This is a genomic window from Klebsiella sp. A-Nf5 (genome assembly GCF_002810545.1).
GTDB lineage: Bacteria > Pseudomonadota > Gammaproteobacteria > Enterobacterales > Enterobacteriaceae > Klebsiella > Klebsiella variicola.
This window is the reverse complement of the sequence record NZ_PIOG01000117.1, coordinates 65,963-87,216: the sequence shown is the minus strand read 5'-3', so window position 1 is coordinate 87,216 and position 21,254 is coordinate 65,963. Positions and strand designations below refer to the sequence as shown.

General features: G+C 55.8%; 16 protein-coding genes and 1 pseudogene. 7 read left to right on the top strand and 10 right to left on the bottom strand.

Going from position 1 to position 21,254, the window contains the following annotated elements; genetic code table 11:
* Positions 1-3: 3 nt before the first annotated feature.
* Entirely contained in the window at positions 4-897 is an 894-nt protein-coding gene (gene bglK / locus CWM53_RS11435) for a beta-glucoside kinase BglK (RefSeq protein WP_074387876.1), read from the bottom strand.
* Between the two features lie 263 nt (positions 898-1,160).
* Here bglK and purM point away from each other — a divergent pair, with 263 nt between their 5' ends.
* From purM to ppx, 4 genes are all read left to right on the top strand, one after another.
* A complete protein-coding gene (purM, locus tag CWM53_RS11430) occupies positions 1,161-2,198 on the top strand; it encodes a phosphoribosylformylglycinamidine cyclo-ligase (protein WP_008803825.1) in 1,038 nt (345 codons plus the stop codon).
* Positions 2,195-2,836 carry a phosphoribosylglycinamide formyltransferase gene (gene purN, locus CWM53_RS11425; RefSeq protein WP_012540904.1) on the top strand — a complete coding sequence of 214 codons (642 nt, stop codon included), beginning with the start codon at positions 2,195-2,197 and terminating at the stop codon, positions 2,834-2,836. The genes purM and purN overlap by 4 nt, the downstream gene beginning before the upstream one ends.
* A gap of 178 nt (positions 2,837-3,014) precedes the next feature.
* Positions 3,015-5,075 carry a polyphosphate kinase 1 gene (ppk1, locus tag CWM53_RS11420; RefSeq protein ID WP_002913838.1) on the top strand — a complete coding sequence of 687 codons (2,061 nt, stop codon included), beginning with the start codon at positions 3,015-3,017 and terminating at the stop codon, positions 5,073-5,075.
* Positions 5,076-5,078: 3 nt separating this feature from the next.
* Positions 5,079-6,611: an exopolyphosphatase gene (gene ppx, locus CWM53_RS11415; RefSeq protein WP_008803823.1), complete on the top strand. Its 1,533-nt coding sequence runs from the start codon at positions 5,079-5,081 to the stop codon at positions 6,609-6,611.
* 55 nt (positions 6,612-6,666) lie between these two features.
* Here the strand turns inward: ppx and CWM53_RS11410 are convergent, their stop codons facing one another.
* The gene (locus tag CWM53_RS11410; RefSeq protein WP_100631852.1) at positions 6,667-8,895 is read right to left on the bottom strand and encodes an EAL domain-containing protein; all 2,229 of its coding nucleotides are present in this window, start codon (positions 8,893-8,895) and stop codon (positions 6,667-6,669) included.
* Between the two features lie 370 nt (positions 8,896-9,265).
* Between CWM53_RS11410 and CWM53_RS11405 the strand changes: the two genes are divergently transcribed.
* Positions 9,266-9,439 carry a YfgG family protein gene (locus CWM53_RS11405; protein ID WP_064774528.1) on the top strand — a complete coding sequence of 58 codons (174 nt, stop codon included), beginning with the start codon at positions 9,266-9,268 and terminating at the stop codon, positions 9,437-9,439.
* A gap of 96 nt (positions 9,440-9,535) precedes the next feature.
* Here CWM53_RS11405 and CWM53_RS11400 read toward each other — a convergent pair.
* A pseudogene (locus CWM53_RS11400) lies at positions 9,536-10,448 on the bottom strand (LysR family transcriptional regulator).
* Positions 10,449-10,520: 72 nt separating this feature from the next.
* Here CWM53_RS11400 and CWM53_RS11395 point away from each other — a divergent pair.
* A complete protein-coding gene (locus tag CWM53_RS11395) occupies positions 10,521-11,750 on the top strand; it encodes an MFS transporter (protein WP_100730313.1) in 1,230 nt (409 codons plus the stop codon).
* 122 nt (positions 11,751-11,872) lie between these two features.
* On the opposite strand, the gene guaA is transcribed toward CWM53_RS11395, so the two are convergent.
* Together guaA and guaB are read right to left on the bottom strand one after the other, a co-directional pair.
* Entirely contained in the window at positions 11,873-13,450 is a 1,578-nt protein-coding gene (guaA, locus tag CWM53_RS11390) for a glutamine-hydrolyzing GMP synthase (RefSeq protein WP_008803811.1), read from the bottom strand.
* Between the two features lie 67 nt (positions 13,451-13,517).
* Complete coding sequence (gene guaB / locus CWM53_RS11385) at positions 13,518-14,984, bottom strand: IMP dehydrogenase (RefSeq protein ID WP_061153681.1); 1,467 nt, start codon at positions 14,982-14,984, stop codon at positions 13,518-13,520.
* Positions 14,985-15,142: 158 nt separating this feature from the next.
* Between guaB and xseA the strand changes: the two genes are divergently transcribed.
* Positions 15,143-16,534 (top strand): exodeoxyribonuclease VII large subunit, encoded by a 1,392-nt coding sequence (gene xseA / locus CWM53_RS11380; RefSeq protein WP_100730301.1) that lies wholly within the window; start codon positions 15,143-15,145, stop codon positions 16,532-16,534.
* On the opposite strand, the gene CWM53_RS11375 is transcribed toward xseA, so the two are convergent.
* The 5 genes from CWM53_RS11375 to der form a co-directional block, all read right to left on the bottom strand.
* Entirely contained in the window at positions 16,518-16,736 is a 219-nt protein-coding gene (locus CWM53_RS11375; protein WP_004201901.1) for a zinc ribbon domain-containing protein, read from the bottom strand. The two genes, xseA and CWM53_RS11375, sit on opposite strands and share 17 nt — an antisense overlap.
* A gap of 49 nt (positions 16,737-16,785) precedes the next feature.
* Positions 16,786-17,823, bottom strand: a complete 1,038-nt coding sequence (locus CWM53_RS11370) for a Gfo/Idh/MocA family oxidoreductase (RefSeq protein ID WP_074387868.1) — start codon at positions 17,821-17,823, stop codon at positions 16,786-16,788.
* Between the two features lie 184 nt (positions 17,824-18,007).
* A complete protein-coding gene (locus tag CWM53_RS11365) occupies positions 18,008-18,487 on the bottom strand; it encodes an Hcp family type VI secretion system effector (protein WP_048290000.1) in 480 nt (159 codons plus the stop codon).
* Between the two features lie 221 nt (positions 18,488-18,708).
* Positions 18,709-19,401: a hypothetical protein gene (locus CWM53_RS11355; protein ID WP_100730302.1), complete on the bottom strand. Its 693-nt coding sequence runs from the start codon at positions 19,399-19,401 to the stop codon at positions 18,709-18,711.
* Positions 19,402-19,768: 367 nt separating this feature from the next.
* Complete coding sequence (der, locus tag CWM53_RS11345; RefSeq protein ID WP_061153676.1) at positions 19,769-21,247, bottom strand: ribosome biogenesis GTPase Der; 1,479 nt, start codon at positions 21,245-21,247, stop codon at positions 19,769-19,771.
* Between the last annotated feature and the right edge of the window lie 7 nt (positions 21,248-21,254).

Genomic DNA, 21,254 nt, shown 5'->3' with positions numbered 1-21,254 from the left:
TCCCTAATGTCGATCGTCGCCAGGCGAACGATAGTGCTGATTGAAATGGTAAACCGCGCCAATCAGGCCGGCATCGTTGCCGTGACTGACGGTATCGAGATAGTCGGCAATGCCGAACCAGGCCAGATGCTCCTGTAGCAGCGCCAGAAATCCTGGACGTTCCACAATGCCGCCGCCGATAAAGATGGTCTGCGGATCGAAGATATTGACGAGGTTATAAAGGCCATGACCCAGGCCATTGAAGAACTCAGCGACCAGGCGCTGACAAACCGGGTCGCCGGCGTCATAGCGGTCAAAAATCATTTCGCCTGTCACGCTGTCCAGCGGCACACCGATATGTTCCGCATAGCGATGGCGTAGCACTCGCAGGGTGCAGTTCTCATTCATCGAATAGCGACGAGGATCGCGCCCGCCGGGACGGTCGGTGAGCATGTAACCGAACTCACCGGCGCGAAAACGCGCCCCGTGAACCAACTGATGATGGCAATAAATCGCCCCGCCAATGCCTGTGCCAATGGTGAGTACCAGAAAATTGGCCATTTCCGCCGCTTTGCCCTGCCAGCGCTCGGCCAGCAACACACAGTTGGCATCATTTTCAACTGAGACCGGCAGTCCGGTCCGGGCTTCAAGCCATGCTTTCATGGCGAAGTTATCAAATCGACGAATAGCGCCGCCCATGGTGATAAAGCCGCTGTGCGGATCAACATAACCCGGCGCGCTGATGGCTACCCCTTCACACGACGGGTGGGCCGCCAGCCACGACAGCATTGCCTGTAAAATATGATCGCCATCGCTGTCATTGATCGACTGCTTCGCGCTTTCCAGCAGCCTGCCGTCGCGGGTCATCACGCCCATTTTTAATGCGGTGCCACCAATATCGAATGCCGCAATTTTCATTCATCCCTCTCCTGACCAGCGTCAATCACCGGAAAAATGCGTGGCAAACCAACACAGAAACCGGTTTCAGTCGTATGATGAGGATTCCTTTACGCTGAGGCAAGCACAAGACTGTACCCGGTTTCATTTTCGTGAGCAGTATCAAATTTGACCATCCATCCGCTGTTTCACGCCGACTGTAAAGCAGGCTCGCAAACGTTTGCTTTCCCTGTTAGAATTGCGCCGATTTTTCTTGCTTACCGCAAACGCGTGGAGACTTCGCAGTGACCGACAAAACCTCTCTCAGCTATAAAGATGCCGGCGTGGATATTGATGCAGGCAACGCTCTCGTCGACCGTATTAAGGGCGTGGTGAAGAAAACCCGTCGCCCGGAAGTGATGGGGGGACTGGGCGGATTCGGCGCGCTGTGCGCACTGCCGCAGAAATACCGCGAGCCGGTACTGGTCTCCGGCACCGACGGCGTCGGTACCAAGCTGCGTCTGGCAATGGATCTGAAGCGTCACGACACCATCGGCATCGACCTGGTCGCCATGTGCGTGAACGACCTGGTGGTTCAGGGTGCTGAGCCGCTGTTTTTCCTGGATTATTACGCCACCGGTAAACTGGACGTCGATACCGCGGCCAGCGTCATTAACGGCATCGCCGAAGGCTGCCTGCAGTCCGGTTGCGCGCTGGTGGGCGGTGAAACCGCAGAAATGCCGGGGATGTACCACGGTGAAGATTACGACGTAGCGGGTTTCTGCGTCGGGGTGGTGGAAAAATCAGAAATCATCGACGGCAGCAAAGTGGCCGACGGCGATGTGCTGGTGGCGCTAGCCTCCAGTGGCCCGCACTCTAACGGTTATTCGCTGGTGCGTAAGATTATTGAAGTCAGCGGTGTCGACCCGCAGACTACCGACCTTGACGGCAAACCACTGGCCGACCATCTGCTGGCGCCAACCCGCATCTATGTGAAATCAGTGCTCGATCTGATCGCCAGCGTTGATGTTCACGCCATCGCCCACCTGACCGGCGGCGGTTTCTGGGAAAATATTCCGCGCGTGCTGCCGGATAACACCCAGGCGATCATAGATGAGTCCTCCTGGCAGTGGCCGTCCGTCTTCAACTGGCTGCAAACCGCCGGTAACGTCAGCCAGCATGAAATGTACCGTACCTTTAACTGCGGCGTGGGGATGGTTATCGCCCTGCCGGCTGCAGAAGCAGACAAGGCCATTGCCCTGCTGAACGAGAAAGGTGAAAACGCGTGGAAAATCGGTTATATCAAAGCTTCCGATTCCGAACAGCGTGTGGTCATTGCATGAAAAACATCGTGGTGCTGATTTCCGGTAGCGGCAGCAATTTGCAGGCGATCATCGACGCCTGCGGCCGTAAACAGATAAACGGTACCCTGCGTGCGGTATTCAGTAATAAGGCCGATGCGTTCGGTCTTGAGCGCGCGCGCGCGGCCGGCATCCCGGCCCACGCGCTGGCGCAAAGTCAGTTTGCCGACCGGGAAGCGTTCGATCGGCAACTGATGCATGAAATCGACGCCTATGCCCCGGATCTGGTGGTGCTGGCGGGCTATATGCGTATCCTTAGCCCGGCGTTCGTCAGCCACTATCAGGGACGTCTGCTGAACATCCATCCTTCGTTACTGCCGAAGTATCCTGGCCTGCATACGCATCGTCAGGTGCTGGAAAACGGTGATGAGGAGCATGGGACCTCGGTGCACTTCGTCACCGATGAGCTGGACGGCGGTCCGGTTATCCTGCAGGCCAAGGTGCCGGTCTTCGCTGGCGACAGCGAAGATGAGGTGACGGCGCGGGTTCAGGCCCAGGAACATGCCATTTATCCGCTGGTCATCAGCTGGTTCGTTGATGGGCGTCTGCGCATGGCAGGCAACCACGCCTGGCTGGATGAACGACAACTTCCGCCCCAGGGCTATGCCGCTGAAGAATGAACAACAGCCCCGCCTGTCCCTGTCGCGGGGCTTTTTTTTATTAAAATTGTTTATTAATCAAACATCTCACAGAAATAATTCTTCTTACTGTCATATAGTTGTGACACAGTAAATCGCTATGCAGAAAAATTCGTCATAATAGTCTACGTCCTGTGAGTAAAACGGAGTGTGAGCGGTAATGGGCCAGGAAAAGCTATACATCGAAAAAGAACTCAGCTGGTTGTCTTTTAACGAGCGCGTGCTGCAGGAAGCGGCGGACAAGAGTAACCCGCTGATTGAGCGCATGCGCTTTCTGGGGATCTACTCCAACAACCTTGATGAATTTTACAAAGTGCGCTTCGCTGAGCTTAAGCGGCGGATTATTATCAGTGAAGAACAAGGCAGTACCGCCCATTCTCGCCATCTGTTAGGCAAAATTCAGGCCCGCGTTCTGAAGGCCGATCAGGAATTCGATAGTCTGTACAACGAGCTGCTGCTGGAGATGGCGCGTAACCAGATCTTCCTGATCAACGAGCGCCAGCTGTCTGTCAATCAGCAGGCCTGGCTGCGCAACTACTTCAAACAGTATTTGCGTCAGCATATCTCGCCGATTCTGATTAACCGCGAAACGGACCTTGTGCAGTTCCTGAAAGATGATTACACCTATCTGGCGGTGGAGATTATCCGCGGGGAAAACATCAACTATGCCCTGCTGGAAATTCCGTCAGACAAAGTGCCGCGCTTCGTAAACCTGCCGCCGGAAGCGCCTCGCCGCCGTAAGCCAATGATCCTGCTGGATAACATCCTGCGCTACTGCCTGGATGATATCTTTAAAGGCTTCTTTGATTACGATGCGCTGAACGCCTACTCGATGAAAATGACCCGTGACGCCGAGTACGATCTGGTGCATGAGATGGAGTCGAGCCTGATGGAGCTGATGTCTTCCAGCCTCAAGCAGCGTCTGACCGCCGAGCCGGTTCGCTTCGTCTACCAGCGCGATATGCCGGATGCGATGGTCGAAATGCTGCGCGATAAGCTCTCCATCTCCAACTACGACTCGATGCTGCCGGGCGGCCGCTATCACAACTTTAAAGACTTTATCGGCTTCCCGAACGTGGGCAAGGCGAATCTGGTCAATAAGCCGATGCCGCGCCTGCGTCATCTGTGGTTTGATAAATTCCGCAACGGCTTCGACGCCATTCGCGAACGCGACGTGCTGCTCTACTATCCCTATCACACTTTTGAGCATGTGCTGGAGCTACTGCGTCAGGCCTCGTTCGACCCCAGCGTACTGGCGATCAAAATCAACATCTACCGCGTGGCCAAGGATTCGCGCATCATTGACGCGATGATCCACGCCGCCCACAACGGTAAAAAAGTCACCGTGGTGGTAGAGCTGCAGGCGCGCTTCGATGAAGAGGCGAACATTCACTGGGCGAAACGCCTGACGGAAGCGGGTGTCCACGTTATCTTCTCCGCGCCGGGTCTGAAGATCCACGCCAAGCTGTTCCTTATCTCGCGTAAAGAAGGCGATGAGGTGGTGCGCTACGCCCACATCGGTACCGGTAACTTTAACGAGAAGACCGCGCGGATCTACACCGACTATTCGCTGTTAACCGCCGATGCGCGCATTACCAATGAAGTCCGCCGCGTGTTTAACTTTATTGAAAACCCCTACCGCCCGGTCAGCTTCGATTACCTGCTGGTGTCGCCGCAGAACTCGCGCCGTCTGCTGTATGAGATGATCGATCGCGAGATCGCCAATGCGCAGAACGGGCAGCCCTCCGGGATTACGCTGAAGCTGAACAACCTGGTGGATAAAGGGCTGGTGGACAGACTGTACGCCGCCTCCAGCTCCGGCGTGCCGGTCAATCTGTTGATCCGCGGCATGTGCTCGCTGATCCCTGGACTGGAAGGTATCAGCGAGAATATCCGCGTCATTAGCATCGTTGACCGTTTCCTCGAGCACGACCGGGTCTATTGTTTTGAAAACGGTGGCGATAAACAGGTCTGGCTCTCCTCTGCCGACTGGATGACGCGTAACATCGATTACCGTATTGAAGTTGCTGCCCCGCTGCTCGACCCGCGTCTGAAACAGCGAGTGCTGGATATTTTTGATATCTTGTTCAACGATACGGTAAAAGCACGCTATCTTGATAAAGAACTGAGTAATCGCTATGTGCCGCGCGGCAATCGCCGTAAAGTACGCGCACAGATGGCGATTTACGATTATCTCAAATCACTCGAACAACCCGACTAACCTATGCCAATAAACGAAATAACCCCTCGGCCGCAGGAATTCGCTGCGGTCGATCTTGGTTCGAACAGTTTTCATATGGTGATCGCCCGTGTCGTCGATGGCGCCATGCAGATCATTGGACGCCTGAAACAGCGCGTGCATCTGGCCGATGGCCTTGATGAAAACTCGGTGTTGAGCGAAGAAGCGATGACCCGCGGGCTGAACTGCCTGTCGCTGTTTGCTGAACGTCTGCAAGGGTTCTCCCCTTCCAGCGTCTGCATCGTCGGGACGCATACGCTGCGTCAGGCGACCAACGCGGCGGAGTTTCTTAAACGCGCGGAAAAAGTGATCCCCTACCCGATCGAGATCATCTCCGGCAATGAAGAAGCGCGCCTGATTTTTATGGGCGTTGAGCATACGCAGCCAGAGCGCGGTCGTAAGCTGGTGATCGATATCGGCGGCGGTTCGACCGAGCTGGTCATCGGTGAAGATTTTGAACCCCGCCTGGTGGAAAGCCGTCGCATGGGCTGCGTGAGCTTCTCGCAGGCCTACTTCCCTGGCGGGACAATCAATAAAGAAAATTTCCAGCGAGCTCGCCTGGCGGCGGTACAAAAACTGGAAACCCTGGCCTGGCAGTTCCGTATTCAGGGCTGGACCGTGGCGCTGGGCGCCTCCGGCACCATTAAAGCTGCGCAGGAAGTGCTGGTGGCCATGGGTGAGAAGGACGGGTTTATTACGCCGGAACGCCTCGAAATGCTGGTCAGTGAGCTGCTGAAGCATAAAAACTTCGACGCGCTCAGTCTGCCTGGCCTTTCTGAAGATCGTAAAGCGGTCTTTGCCCCGGGGCTGGCGATTCTGTGCGGCGTGTTTGACGCGCTAGCCATTAAAGAGCTTCGTCTGTCCGATGGCGCCCTGCGTGAAGGCGTGCTGTACGAGATGGAAGGCCGCTTCCGCCACCAGGATATTCGTAGCCGCACGGCGCAGAGTCTGGCGAATCAGTACAACATCGATCGCGAACAGGCACGCCGGGTGCTGGAAACCACCACCCATATGCTGGAACAGTGGCAGGAACAGAACCCCAAGCTGGCTAATCCGCACCTTGCGGCGCTGTTGAAGTGGGCGGTGATGCTCCATGAGGTAGGGCTGAATATCAACCATAGCGGTATGCATCGCCACTCGGCCTACATTCTGCAGAACAGCGACCTGCCGGGCTTCAACCAGGAGCAGCAGATGCTGATGGCCACCCTGGTGCGCTATCATCGCAAAGCGATAAAACTCGACGACCTGCCGCGCTTTACGCTGTTCAGGAAAAAGCAGTTTCTGCCGCTGATCCAGCTGCTGCGCCTGGGCGTGCTGCTGAATAACCAGCGTCAGGCCACCACCACGCCGCCGACGCTACGGCTGCAGACGGAAGCTCACCACTGGACACTGACCTTCCCGCACAACTGGTTTAGCCAGAATGCGCTGGTGCTGTTGGATCTGGAAAAAGAGCAGCAGTACTGGGAAGGTGTGCCGGAATGGCTGCTGAAGATTGCTGAAGAAGAGCCAGACGCCTGAGCCGCGCTCCTGAATATTCTCCAGGCCGGGCCATCGCGCCCGGCTTTTTTCCGCTTCAGGCAGTCATCCCCTCCGCCAGCTGCGCCAGTGGCACCGGTACGCCGATATCGTAGCCCTGCAAATAATCGATCCCCAGCGCGATAACCGCCTGGCGTATCTCCGGCGACTCGACATATTCAGCCACCACCTGCATGTTCTTCATGCGCGCCAGACGACAAATAGAGTCCACTACCTGATAATCGAGGCTGCTGGCAAGCAGATTGCGAATAAAGCTGCCGTCGATTTTAAGAATGTCGACGTTCATCGTTTTTAACCGGGCGTAGCTGGCGTAACCGGTACCAAAATCATCGATCGCCACCCGGCAGCCCAGCGCCCGCAGATGCTCTAATGTCTGACAGACCAGCTCAGGGTTACTGAGCGCATAGTTCTCGGTCAGCTCGAAAATAATCTGCCATGGCTCAATGTTGTACGTCTGCAGCAGCGCCTCGACCTCCTGAGGAAACTGGCTGCGGCTCAGCGAGACCGGAGAGAGATTGATCGCCAGCCGCAGACCGGGCAGTGCCTCGCGGTGGGTATCCATAAAGGCCAGCGTGTGCTCAACGACCCACTGGTCGACGCGGGTGGAGAGGCCAAACTCGTGCGCCACTGGCAGGAACGCGTTTGGCCCCGTCAGTTCGCCTGATACCCCTTCCATCCTCAGCAATACTTCATGGTAGTTATCGCCGCGGATGCCCTGAATAGGTTGCGCCATCAGGACAAAATGGTCTTGCTCCAGCGCCTTCAGGATGCGATTCATCATCACCACTTTATCTTTCAGATCCTGCTGAACATGGCCGGCGCCGCGGCGCTGCATATTCTCTGGATGGCCGCTGGCCAGCGACATGTCGGCAATCGTGTTTAGTTCGCCAAGCAGCAAATACAGATGCTTGACCGGTGAGCGAACGTTGCAATAGCTCATGCCGATCCGCGGCTGCAGCGGGACGCCATCCCAGTGAAAACGGAACTGTCGGAGGGAGCGGTCGATTAAATGAATGCGCGCCTGATGCCCTTCGCTGTTAAGGCGAAAAACCAAATCATGGCCGGCAAGGTGATACACCGCTTCGTTGGGCTGCAGCAACGCACTCAGGTGGTTCGCCAGCATTTGCTTATACTGAATGCGTAACAAAACCCCGTAGTGGCGCCCCAGCAGTTCCAGCTCAGGAATGCGCAGAAAACAGAGCGTCGACCAGCTCGTGCCATTGAGCGCACGGCTCAGCGCCCGCAAATTAGGCATATGTACGACCGGGTCGAGGAAAGCCATTTGCCGGACGCGAGCGTAGATCAGACGCTGCTGTGTTGCCAGCATCGCCGTGTAGGCGACAATAAACGAGAACACCAGATAGCTTGACGAGGTGATCGCCAGTTGGGTGTTATAGCTCGGATAAACCGGTAAGTAACGGTAATGAAAATGGATCACAGCGATCAACACCGGCGTCCAGATCAGCGAGATAAAACGATAGCCAAAACGCATGGCTCCCCAGAGCATGACCGGCATAAGTAATGATAACGTATAATTCGTGCTAAATATGGTGCTGGTATCATTAAGTGGCATCAATAATAGACCCAGCAGCAGGATTAATATCGCCGCCCAGCAAATGATTTCAATGGTTTTTATTTTTGGATCAATTTGTAAGCGAACCTGAGAAATAAATCCGCGAAAATGAAAAGGGTTGCGTATTAAACGCAGCAGAAAATAACACAGCGGCACGCCCGTCAGACACCCCACCATCAGCGCCTGAAAGGTGATTAACGAACGTAAACTGAAGGGCGTAATACCCGTCATCTCCGTCGTACGCGGATGCAGTCCCAGGTATTCAGCGATCTGTGACAGAATCAGAAAAATGACCGAGGGGAGTAGCATTTGCCAGAACAGACGATGCGGCATCAGTTTGACGTTACCATGCGAGACCTGCTGGCGCCGGGGGACAAAGATCCGATACCCACCCCAGCACAGCACGCAGGGAATGAGAAAATGAAACAGCACGCCGATAGCCTGCTCGGGCGTCATTCCTCGGGCCAGCGTGAGCAGCAGGCCAATGATGATACCCGGGATCGCCGCCCAACCGAAAAACATCATCAGGCTGAGTACCAATGCCAGGGGAAGATAATAGAGAAATACCATGTGACCATTCAGCATGGTGTAGGTATTCGCCAATCTGGCAAGAGGTAATAACAGCGCAGGCAGGACAAGCGGTAAAGCCCACCACTTGTCGCGATATTGTTGATAGTATTTTAATAAATTCATAGGTGCTCTACAGGGAACCTCTGCTCCTGCGAGGCATATTCAGGCAGGCATCCAACCACCCCATGCTGACCGCATAAGTAATAACGATACGGTAATGTCCGCTGATTTTAGTGGTCAAGAAAATAGGGCTGTTGATATAAATCAACAAATACTGACGCTAACATTAATAAAACTTATTTTTTTACCTTTTTATCGCTAATAAAGTGAGCATGTAAATACGATGATTATCTTATATAACATTAATTAATGTTTTCACTGCGGCACTTTTACATCTGCATCAATTGACCCCAGCTCGTTCCTGTGCCTTAATACCCCCATCGCCCATCTTCGGGTATACTTCAAGGAACCTTTTGTGAGTCAGGCACCCAGTATGCGTAAACGACATCGATTTAACCGTCGCATGACCCGTATCGTACTGCTTATCAGCTTTCTCTTCTTCTTTGGACGCTTTGTCTACTCCTCCATCGGCGCCTGGTACCATCACCAGGATAAAAAAACGTCGCAGGAGTCTTCACTCACCGTCGAGCCCTCAGCCCGCGAGTAATTCTTTGATTCTGATACAGGAAGCACCACACTCCGCAGTCAGAGCGACCTGCGGCTGATGTCCTGCCTTTGATACAGTCGTTTTGCCGTCGGCGATTTATAAGCGCACGGCATGCAGCAGGCGCAGCATTTCCGCGATACCTTTTGTCACAATTTTGTCCTGACGCATGACTACCGCCAGCTGTCGATATAGCCGCGGCGCCAGCGAGTGCACGCTTAATCCGTCGCGATCCTCCTCCTGCTCCACCGCCATGCGGGGCACGATGCTGTAGCCCAGTCCTGCCCGCACCATCCGTTTAATCGCCTCGATGCTGCCCAACTGCATCACCGGCGTGACCGCCAGTCCCGCCGAGCGGAACCAGCGGTCAATCAGATCCCGGGTGCCGCTGCCGGCTTCGAAGGCAATGAGCGGCAGCGCCTGCAGCTCGGCAGGGGTACAAACCGCCGACATCGCTGCTTCGTGGCGAGCATGGATAACCACGAACTCCTCGTCAACCACTGAGGTCACTGCCAGACTGCGTCCCTGTACGGGCAGGGTAACCAGTCCGAGATCGAGGCGGTTTTCCTCCACCGCCCGGACGATATCCAGCGTGTTGCCGGTGGTCACCCCCACCGTCAACAGCGGGTGCTGTTGACGAAGATGCTGCAGCAGCGGTGGGAGAAGATGAATGCAGGCCGTCGCCCCGGTCCCTAACGTCAATGACCCATTAACTTCCTGACTGAATGCGCTGACCGACTGCACCGCGCTATTCACCGCCCGATCGATCTGCTCACTGTGGGCCAGCAATGCCATTCCCGCCGCCGTCGCCTTGATCCCGCGTCCGGTGCGCTCCAGCAACCGGATCTGTAGAAACTGCTCCAGCTGACGCACCTGCAGGCTGACGGCAGGCTGGGAGATCCCCAACGCATCGGCGGCGGCTGAAAAGCTGCCGCGTTGTACGACCAGCCGGAAGGTCGCCAGGTTTCCCAGGTTCAGTGTTGTCATGCAAAGTTTCTCTTATACCGCGCATAAGGTGGCCGCTATGCCAGAACAATAGCCTGCCGGGTATGCTCAGGACAACTGCCTTAACGGAATGAAAACCATGGAAACGCCAGCTATTCCCCGACGCCTCGCCTTCACCGCGGGCGGTCAGCAACTGATCAACTGGGGGATCTCTTTTTATATGCCCGGCACCTTTGCCCAGGCCATCGCTGCCGACAAGGGGTGGACGTCACCGCAGATCTATCTTGGCCTGACGCTCGCCATGCTGATGATGGCCGTTGTTTCTCCGTTCGTCGCCAGACTGCTGGCTCGCTTTGGCGGGCGGCACGTGGTCACCAGCGGAACCTTACTGATAGCCGTCAGCTGCGCTGTCATGGCCTGGTGTCCTTCACTTGCCGGCTGGTACGGCGCCTGGCTGCTGACCGGAATTGGCATGCGGCTCTCGCTGTATGATGCGCTGTTCGCCGCGGTGGTGAATCTGTACGGCCAGCAGGCGCGGAAAACCATTTCCCACATTACTCTTGCCGGCGGCCTGGCTTCGGCCCTCTTCTGGCCGCTGGGCGAAGCGTTATTAACCGTCATGTCCTGGCAGGATGCCCTGCGGATCTATGCGCTGTTTGGCGTACTGAGCGCCTGTCTGAGTTATCAGTTGCCGCGCCAGCAACTCAGTACATCGGTGAAAATGATAGCCCCAACGACGACAGCAGAGGGCGATCGGCGTAACGGAGTGCGTTACGCGATCTTTATTGCGCTGATCACCTTCATCTCCAACGGTACCTCCACCCATCTGCCGGAGTTTATCAGCCACTTTGGTCTGCCGGTTGCCGTCGGTATGCTGTGGGGGTTTGGCCAGACCGGCGCCCGGCTGGGGGAAGTGCTGGCCGGTCCCCGGGTCACCCCACTCACGCTGACGCGTTTTACTGCGCTCGCCATGCCGCTCTGTTTTCTCCTTGGATTGAGCAGCACGGCTTATGCCGGGTTCGCAGCCGGGTTTGTGCTGGGCTATGGCGCGATTAACGGGCTGGTGACGATTGTCAAAGCGACGCTACCGCTGGCGCTGTTTAGCGCAGAAAGCTATGCCAGCCGCACCGGTATCCTGCTGATCCCCGGGCAACTGATGGCGGCTGCCTCACCCTTTGCCTACGCATGGCTGAACCACCGGCTGGGCATTATCGGCGGAATGTGGGTGTCCACCGGGTTAACGCTGATCGTTGCCGGACTGGCGCTGGCGATGGTGCGTGGGGCGGGCAAGGCACAGCCGGGCAAACTTCCCACACTCCACCCGGCGGCGGCAAAAAATGGGCCAGCTGAACATCTGCCGGAACCGTAAACGGGGAATTCACAGCCCCCCTGCCAGATAGCGTCCAGGGATGATGGGATTGAGGAGAGGCATAAAGAAAAAAACCCTCTGTAAAAACAGAGGGTTTCGTTTCATTCAGCTAACGCCGGGGATTATTCCCACTCAATCGTTGCTGGCGGCTTACCGCTGATGTCATACACCACGCGGGAGATACCGTTCACTTCATTGATAATGCGGTTAGAGACGCGGCCGAGGAAATCATACGGCAGGTGCGCCCAGTGCGCGGTCATAAAGTCGATGGTTTCCACCGCACGCAGGGAAACGACCCAGTCGTATTTACGGCCATCGCCCATTACGCCGACGGAACGAACCGGCAGGAACACGGTAAACGCCTGGCTCACTTTGTTGTACAGGTCAGCTTTGTGCAGCTCTTCGATGAAGATAGCGTCCGCACGACGCAGCAGGTCGCAGTACTCTTTCTTCACTTCGCCCAGTACGCGCACGCCGAGGCCCGGGCCCGGGAACGGGTGACGGTAGAGCATATCGTACGGCAGGCCCAGTTCCAGACCGATCTTACGCACTTCGTCTTTGAACAGCTCACGCAGCGGCTCAACCAGCCCCATCTTCATCTCTTTCGGCAGGCCGCCCACGTTGTGGTGAGATTTAATGACGTGTGCTTTACCGGTAGCGGAAGCGGCAGACTCGATAACGTCAGGGTAGATGGTACCCTGCGCCAGCCATTTGACGTCGTCCAGCTTCAGCGCTTCTTCGTCGAACACTTCCACGAAGACGCGGCCAATGATTTTACGTTTCGCTTCCGGATCGTTCTCGCCTTTCAGCGCGTCGAGGAAGCGCTGCTCGCCTTCGACGTGAACAATGTTCAGACCAAAGTGGTCGCCAAACATGTCCATCACCTGCTGCGCTTCATTCAGACGCAGGAGGCCGTTATCCACGAATACGCAGGTCAGGTTTTTGCCGATGGCGCGGTGCAGCAGCATCGCGGTCACGGAGGAGTCCACGCCGCCGGAGAGGCCGAGTATCACTTTGTCATCGCCAACCTGCTGGCGGATACGCTCGACGGCGTCGTCGATGATTTTCGCCGGGGTCCACAGCGCTTCGCACTGGCAGATGTCGCGCACGAAGCGCTCCAGCATACGCATCCCCTGACGGGTGTGGGTCACTTCCGGGTGGAACTGCACGCCGTAGAAGCGTTTTTCTTCGTTGGCCATAATGGCAAACGGGCAGTTGTCGGTGCTGGCGACGGTGACGAAGTCAGACGGGATGGCGGTGACTTTGTCGCCGTGGCTCATCCACACGTCCAGCAACGGTTTGCCGTCCGCGGTCAGGGAGTCTTCGATACCGCGCACCAGCGCGCTGTCGTTAACCACTTCAACCTGCGCGTAGCCAAACTCACGCTCGTTAGAACCTTCCACATGGCCGCCCAGCTGCATCGCCATGGTCTGCATGCCGTAGCAGACGCCAAATACCGGCACGCCGGCTTCAAACACATACTGCGGTGCGCGCGGGCTGTTCTCTTCGGTAGTACTTTCCGGGCCGCCGGAAAGAATGATGCCGCTTGGATTGAATTCGCGGATCTGTGCTTCTGTGACATCCCACGCCCACAGCTCACAGTAGACGCCCAGCTCACGCACGCGACGCGCCACCAGCTGAGTATACTGAGAGCCGAAGTCGAGAATGAGAATGCGATGTTTATGAATGTTTTCCGTCATTGACGCTAATTCCGAGGCAAGTGAAACAGAGTAAATAAATCGCCCGACGCTAGGTCGGGCGAAGAAATCAGGAGCCCAGACGGTAGTTCGGGGACTCTTTGGTGATGGTCACGTCGTGAACGTGGCTTTCCTGAATGCCCGCACCGCTGATGCGTACGAATTCAGCTTTGGTACGCAGCAGGTCAATGGTACCACAGCCGGTCAGACCCATACAGGAACGCAGACCGCCCATCTGCTGGTGAATAATCTCTTTCAGGCGACCTTTATAGGCCACGCGGCCTTCGATACCTTCCGGCACCAGTTTGTCAGCAGCGTTATCGCTCTGGAAGTAGCGGTCAGAGGAGCCTTTAGACATCGCGCCAAGAGAGCCCATGCCGCGGTAAGATTTGTAAGAACGGCCCTGGTAGAGTTCGATTTCACCCGGGGACTCTTCGGTACCCGCCAGCATAGAGCCGACCATCACCGCGGCCGCGCCGGCAGCGATGGCTTTGGCGATATCGCCGGAGAAACGGATACCGCCGTCAGCGATAACCGGAATACCGGTGCCTTCCAGCGCTTCCACCGCGTCGGAAACGGCGGTGATCTGCGGCACGCCTACGCCGGTGACGATACGGGTCGTACAGATGGAGCCCGGGCCGATACCCACTTTCACTGCGCTGCAACCGGCTTCCGCCAACGCGCGCGCGCCTGCACCGGTGGCCACGTTGCCGCCGATGATCTGCAGGTCCGGGTATTTCGCGCGGGTTTCACGAATGCGCTGCAGGACGCCTTCAGAATGACCGTGCGAGGAGTCGATCAGCAGAACGTCAACGCCCGCGGCGACCAGCGCGTCTACGCGCTCTTCGTTGCCGGCACCGGCGCCGACCGCCGCGCCTACGCGCAGACGGCCCTGCTCATCTTTACAGGCATTCGGTTTACGTTCTGCTTTCTGGAAATCTTTAACGGTGATCATGCCGCGCAGGTGGAAGCTCTCATCCACGACCAGCGCCTTCTCAACGCGTTTTTCATGCATCTTAGCGAAGACCACTTCGCGGCTTTCGCCTTCACGAACGGTAACCAGACGCTCTTTCGGCGTCATGTAGACGCTGACCGGCTGGTTCAGATCGGTGACGAAACGCACGTCGCGGCCGGTGATGATACCGACCAGTTCGTTGTCTTCAGTCACCACCGGGTAACCGGCGAAGCCGTTACGTTCAGTCAGCTCTTTCATTTCGCGCAGGGTGGTGGTCGGCAGAACGGTCTGCGGGTCGGTGACCACGCCGGACTCATGTTTCTTCACGCGACGAACTTCTTCCGCCTGGCGCTCGATGGACATGTTTTTGTGAATAAAGCCGATGCCGCCTTCCTGTGCCAGGGCAATAGCCAGACGCGCTTCCGTTACGGTATCCATGGCTGCGGAGAGCATAGGAATATTCAGACGAATGGTTTTCGTCAGCTGAGTGCTGAGATCGGCAGTATTCGGCAGAACGGTAGAATGTGCGGGAACGAGGAGGACGTCGTCAAACGTCAGGGCTTCTTTAGCGATACGTAGCATGGGCAATATCTCGACCAGGGTGGATAAATATTGCCGTGGCATTATACAGAGCGTAACCGATTGCATCTACCCTTTTTTGCAAATAATACTTGCCATCCCCTCTGAGCGCGTTACTATCGACTGAATAACCTGCTGATTTAAAGTTTGATCTTGCTCACATGTTACCCTCTCAATCCCCCGTAATTTTTACCGTAAGCCGCCTGAATCAGACGGTGCGTTTGCTGCTTGAGCACGAAATGGGCCAGGTGTGGATCAGCGGCGAGATCTCTAACTTCAGCCAGCCTTCTTCCGGCCACTGGTACTTCACCTTAAAAGACGATAACGCCCAGGTGCGCTGCGCGATGTTCCGCAACAGCAACCGCCGGGTGACGTTTCGCCCACAGCACGGGCAGCAGGTGCTGGTTCGCGCCAACATCACCCTGTATGAGCCGCGCGGCGACTACCAGATTATCGTCGAAAGCATGCAGCCCGCCGGCGAAGGGTTATTACAGCAGAAGTATGAGCAGCTCAAAGCGCAGTTAACGGCGGAAGGACTGTTCGAGCAAAAACATAAGCAGGCGCTCCCCTCACCCGCCCACTGCGTCGGCGTCATCACCTCGAAAACCGGTGCGGCGCTGCACGATATTCTCCATGTTCTCAGGCGCCGCGATCCCGGGCTGCCGGTGATCATCTATCCAACCGCGGTCCAGGGTGACGATGCCCCCGGGCAGATTGTGCGCGCCATTGCGCTGGCCAACGCGCGCCAGGAGTGTGACGTGCTGATTGTCGGGCGCGGCGGCGGTTCGCTGGAGGATCTGTGGAGTTTTAACGATGAACGGGTGGCACGGGCTATTTTCGCCAGCCAGATCCCTATCGTTAGCGCCGTCGGCCATGAAACCGACGTCACGATCGCCGATTTTGTTGCCGACCTGCGAGCGCCGACCCCTTCTGCCGCCGCGGAGATCGTCAGCCGCAATCAGCAGGAGCTGCTGCGCCAGCTACAGTCCGGGCAACAGCGGCTGGAGATGGCGATGGACTATTTCCTCGCCAGTCGCCAGCGCCGTTTTACCCAGCTGTTCCATCGCCTGCAGCAACAGCATCCGCAACTGCGGCTGGCCCGCCAGCAGACCGCCCTGGAACGCCTGCGCCAGCGGATGCGCATCGCCGTGGAATCGCAGCTTAAGCGCGCCGAACAGCGGCAAAAGCGCACCGTTCAACGTCTGGATCACTACAACCCGCAGCCACGGATCCACCGGGCGCAATCGCGGATCCAGCAGCTGGAATACCGGCTGGCGGAAACTATGCGTGGCCGCCTCAGCGAGCGGCGTGAACGGTTTGGCAACGCGGTGACCCATCTGGAGGCGGTGAGTCCCTTAGCCACCCTGGCGCGCGGCTACAGCGTCACCTCGGTGAATGACGGTACGGTGTTGAAGCAGACAAAACAGGTCAAAACCGGCGATCTGCTCACCACCCGCCTGAAAGACGGCTGGGTCGAAAGCGAAGTGAAGCAGATCGCGCCGGTAAAAAAAACGCGGGCCAGAAAGCCTTCACCCACTAAACCAGCGGAATAAATTCCACCCGTTTTTTCGAGATCAGGCCGTGCCCGTGCTGACAAAAGTAATCCACCGCGCCGCACGCCTTGAGCACCTCCAGCGGCTGGTGGCATTCCGGGCAGCGGGCCTCGAGGGCAAATACCCTTTCGCACTGGGCGCAATGCGCGCTGCTGCCTTTGACATCTAACGGCGCGTGGCACAGAGGGCAATCAAGTTCCATAACCATTCCTTTCAACGTTTATCTGCACCTATTTTATCATGTTCCGGGTTTAATGAGGGCCGCGTAATTGCTGCTGCAACCTGAGCAGCCATTCCACTTCCTCAAGCCGACGTCGCGTCAACCCGGCCACGCTGTCGGGCGCCCGGATAAACAGATTATCCGCGCCGAGGATCTGCTCATCGAGGCAGTGCGAATAGATCGTCCCGGGGCGGGTCCAGCGCTGGATCCGCTCGCCGTCGTGCAGCGTCACCACTTCGCCCTCAGGGCAGCGGTCGAGGATGAGGATTCGCCCGTCCCGCAGCCCTATCCGCATTCCCTTTTGCCCGCCCGCGGGGCCCGCGTATTTGTTTAGCCAGATATTGAGCGGGATAGTGCCCAGGGTCCCCTGCAGATGCGCCTCCCCCTCTGCGGTGACCGTATCCCCAGGGGCAATGTCATGGCCGAGGCGGTCTTTCGCCACCCGAAGGGAAAGGCTCAGCGCCGTATCGCTTCCGCTGGCGTGCAGGGTTTCGCGCAGCATCGCCAGAACATGGGTGCCAATATCGAGGATCACCCCATCAGGGTGGCGCAGCTGCCGGGTATCCAGCTCCCCGGTGGCAAAATTGAGTGCAACCGGCTCACCGGCGGCGTTAAAGCCGCTTGGCTCCTGTAAATAGCCTTCGAGCCAGACGATCTCTTCCGCCCGCCACGGCGAAGTAATCGCATTCAGCGCAACGCCCCGCGCCATCCAGTGGTCAAGAGCCAGCACCCGCGCGGCCTGCTCAGGCGGCGCCAGCAGCGCCCGCAGCCGGGCGGCCTGCTCAAGGTTGGCCACAATCGGCTTTTCCACCACAATGCGGGAAATGCCGCTGGCTAACGCCCTCTCCAGCACGGGCAGATGCTGAAGTGATGAGGTGGTAATGAAGAGCGTATCCAGAGGTTTGGCCAGCAGTGCCGACAGCGAACTACAGCGCTGGATCCCCGGCAGCGCTCTGCTGCTGTCGAGGTCATAACCCCAGCAGTTGTCGATGGCGTACCCCAGGCGACGCAGCACCGGTAAATAGGCGGTTTCCACCACCGCGCCAAGGCCGATAAAACCAATCTGCATAGTAAGTCCACCTTTGAGCCGCTCTGTTCCCCGCGAAGTATCGCGGGATTATGGCGGAAGGTTTTGACATTTACCGGCATGGCGGCCACAAAAAACCCGCCAATATGAATTTCAATTTTGAAATGATGTATAAAATTGTACCTACTACGAGATACCTGGCATTTTTTGCGTGAAAATAATGGAGTCATGCACAACAACGGTCATTCCATGAGTCGCGGTAGTAAATATTTCCGTCCATGTATTTCCAGGTGATCGCCTCATAACGCATCTCGAGCGTTTCCAGGTGGGTACTGCTCATACCAGTAGGTGATAAATACGGCGCAACCGTAGTGACTTTGACGTTCTCCAGGATGATGTTGAAATACTCGGCCTCAATGCCCGCCTCCAGAATGCGATACATCTTTATAATCGCCTTCTTCATCGGGCGCCCCTCACACACGGCACGATACAAAAGCGGTGTTGTCTGATCGAATTCCTTCACTATCGACACAGGACGATGTATACGCGTACCTGTCAGTTTTCCCCAGCTTGGATCAACTGGAATAGTAATACCATGAGAGAATGATTTTAACTCAATAGATCCAAGACGTGTTGACATCATGCAGCTTCCAATGATCGGAGAACCGTTTTCATCTTCAAGCCATAAATGTGCGGGAGTAGACATATAATTTCCTTATCATAAATAACGTTAGAATTACCATTTCACATAGCGCCCAAAGATAATAATTATAAGTACAGCGAATATACCAACAGGCCAAACTGGCCCCTCAGGAAAAATTTGAAAAAAAACCACTGCAAATATGACAATACAAAGTGGTGGGGCATACAGCGAAATTAATTGCTGGAACAACCACAAAAGCGCTCTTTTAATAAATGACATCATCACTACCTAATCATTCTTTCGATGATATTAGCGATCTCTGCCTCTGAAGCCCATTGAGCTTTAAAAGCGTCGGCATGTTCAAATAATGGCGCCACCAGGAAATACATCATTTCAAGCTCTTGTTCGTATAGTATAGAAAAGAATGCCGGATAACAGATTCGGAGACGCTCAGCGCTATCTGCAGCCTTCTGCACAACGCCATACACGCCAGCCACTGTAACGGCGACCCCCGCAGAACGCCCAGCAATCGCTCCCATATCAAGGCTTAGTTTCATGCCTACCGAAACACAGGTAGCCGTAGCTATAACAAATCCAGATTTGGTTAGAGAGTCTGCAGCGATATGAATGTTAACAGCCATCAGAACTCTTTTAATATGCTCTAACTGCTCTGTTGTTTTGTGCCTAAATATTTCTTCAAAATATATTTGAAGCATTTCACATACAATATCATTACGCTGTAAAAGATGGTAGATACCTTTAGCAAATCTAACATCCTCATTCTTCTGCTTTTTACATACATCCTGATACTCATCAGTAAAACAGGATGTATAATACAGGGTCCGAGTTACGCCAGCGCCTATTGTTTTAACCTGACTGGAAACCCGTTGTTCTATGCCTGAAACAGCGCGTTCAAGTTTCATTGCGAGAATTTTATTGGCCTGCAAAAGGCTGATGACGACATTGCTGTAATACATTATCACTCCTTGCTGATTAATTTCACCCTCCTGTGAAGAAACCTAACTTACCATAATACTCAGCCATAAAGTAGACTCTCCAGTTTCTCCCGCATTACAGGAAAACGGCACCGTGGAATTCCCCCAACATATCCAGAAGCGTTTTCTCTCTTATCATTGCGATAACTTTCTACGTATATATTATCAAAGCGTACTCAAAAAATTGCTTGGGCAAGCGAAGCTAACAAATGAGAAATTTCATAGGATACGTGCAGTTATACATGCCAATCATGCGCGTTGTTGCGTCGCTACAATCGCCCTTAATAAAAAAGCCCGGCAGATGCGGGCTTTGAAGGATTCATGTTGGTGGGTAAATCTTGCTGATAGCTTATTTGCTTTTCTTGATGTGCTTGATCAGGCGCTTACGTTTACGCATCTGGTTCGGCGTCAGGGTGTTGCGCTTGTTGGCGAACGGGTTTTCCCCTTCCTTGAACTGGATCCGGATTGGCGTACCCATCACGTCGAGGGATTTACGGAAGTAGTTCATCAGGTAGCGCTTATACGAATCCGGCAGATCCTTCACCTGGTTACCGTGGATCACCACGATAGGCGGGTTGTAGCCTCCGGCGTGGGCATATTTCAGCTTCACGCGACGGCCACGCACCAGCGGCGGCTGATGATCTTCCGCCGCCATGTTCATAATCCGGGTCAGCATCGCGGTGCTTACGCGGCGGGTGGCGCTGTCATAGGCTTCACGTACCGATTCAAACAGGTTGCCGACGCCGCTGCCGTGCAGGGCGGAGATGAAGTGCACCCGGGCAAAATCGATAAAGCCCAGACGATAGTCGAGGGTCTCCTTCACCTGCTCCTTCACTTCCTGACTCAGGCCGTCCCACTTGTTGACGACAATCACCAGCGAACGGCCGCTGTTGAGAATAAAGCCCAGCAGCGACAGGTCCTGATCGGAGATCCCTTCGCGAGCATCGATCACCAGCATCACGACGTTGGCGTCTTCAATCGCCTGCAGCGTTTTGATCACCGAGAACTTTTCCACGACATCGGTGATTTTCCCGCGCTTACGTACCCCGGCGGTATCGATGAGCACATATTCACGCTCGTCACGCTGCATCGGGATGTAAATGCTGTCACGGGTGGTGCCCGGCATATCGTAGACCACCACGCGATCTTCACCGAGGATGCGGTTAGTGAGGGTAGATTTACCGACGTTAGGGCGTCCAACAATCGCCAGCTTGATCGGCAGATCCTGCGGATTGAAGTCGTCCTCCGGCTCTTCTTCCGCTTCGCCATTCTGCTCGGCTTCGAATTTTGCCCAGTATTCGGCGTCTTCATCCACCTCTTCCTGCGGGCTGATCTCATCCACCCATGGCAGCAGGGCCTGTTCCAGCAAGCTGGTCACGCCGCGGCCATGCGAAGCGGCGATAGGATAGATATCGCCCAGGCCTAAGGACCAGAAATCCGCCATCGCCTGGTCGACGTCGATGCCGTCGGTTTTATTGGCCACCAGAAAGGTGGGCTTTTCACGAGAGCGCAGATGTTTAGCGATCGCGGTATCCGCCGGCATCAGGCCCGCGCGCGCATCGACCATAAACAGCACCACATCGGCCTCTTCGATAGCCAACAGCGACTGCTCCGCCATCCGGGTTTCCACGCCCTCTTCCGTACCATCAATACCACCGGTATCGATACAGATGAATTCGCGGCCTTCGACTTCGGCCCGACCGTACTTACGGTCACGAGTCAGCCCCGGGAAATCCGCAACCAGCGCATCACGAGTGCGCGTCAGGCGGTTAAAGAGCGTGGATTTTCCAACGTTAGGGCGCCCGACAAGCGCGACCACAGGTATCATGTTAAAT

Coding starts and splice junctions, on each gene's coding strand:
- bglK (WP_074387876.1), bottom strand. CDS start 897: ATGAAAATTGCGGCATTCGATATTGGTGGCACCGCATTAAAAATGGGC.
- purN (WP_012540904.1), top strand. CDS start 2,195: ATGAAAAACATCGTGGTGCTGATTTCCGGTAGCGGCAGCAATTTGCAG.
- ppk1 (WP_002913838.1), top strand. CDS start 3,015: ATGGGCCAGGAAAAGCTATACATCGAAAAAGAACTCAGCTGGTTGTCT.
- ppx (WP_008803823.1), top strand. CDS start 5,079: ATGCCAATAAACGAAATAACCCCTCGGCCGCAGGAATTCGCTGCGGTC.
- CWM53_RS11410 (WP_100631852.1), bottom strand. CDS start 8,895: ATGAATTTATTAAAATACTATCAACAATATCGCGACAAGTGGTGGGCT.
- CWM53_RS11405 (WP_064774528.1), top strand. CDS start 9,266: ATGCGTAAACGACATCGATTTAACCGTCGCATGACCCGTATCGTACTG.
- CWM53_RS11395 (WP_100730313.1), top strand. CDS start 10,521: ATGGAAACGCCAGCTATTCCCCGACGCCTCGCCTTCACCGCGGGCGGT.
- guaA (WP_008803811.1), bottom strand. CDS start 13,450: ATGACGGAAAACATTCATAAACATCGCATTCTCATTCTCGACTTCGGC.
- guaB (WP_061153681.1), bottom strand. CDS start 14,984: ATGCTACGTATCGCTAAAGAAGCCCTGACGTTTGACGACGTCCTCCTC.
- xseA (WP_100730301.1), top strand. CDS start 15,143: ATGTTACCCTCTCAATCCCCCGTAATTTTTACCGTAAGCCGCCTGAAT.
- CWM53_RS11375 (WP_004201901.1), bottom strand. CDS start 16,736: ATGGAACTTGATTGCCCTCTGTGCCACGCGCCGTTAGATGTCAAAGGC.
- CWM53_RS11370 (WP_074387868.1), bottom strand. CDS start 17,823: ATGCAGATTGGTTTTATCGGCCTTGGCGCGGTGGTGGAAACCGCCTAT.
- CWM53_RS11365 (WP_048290000.1), bottom strand. CDS start 18,487: ATGTCTACTCCCGCACATTTATGGCTTGAAGATGAAAACGGTTCTCCG.
- CWM53_RS11355 (WP_100730302.1), bottom strand. CDS start 19,401: ATGTATTACAGCAATGTCGTCATCAGCCTTTTGCAGGCCAATAAAATT.
- der (WP_061153676.1), bottom strand. CDS start 21,247: ATGATACCTGTGGTCGCGCTTGTCGGGCGCCCTAACGTTGGAAAATCC.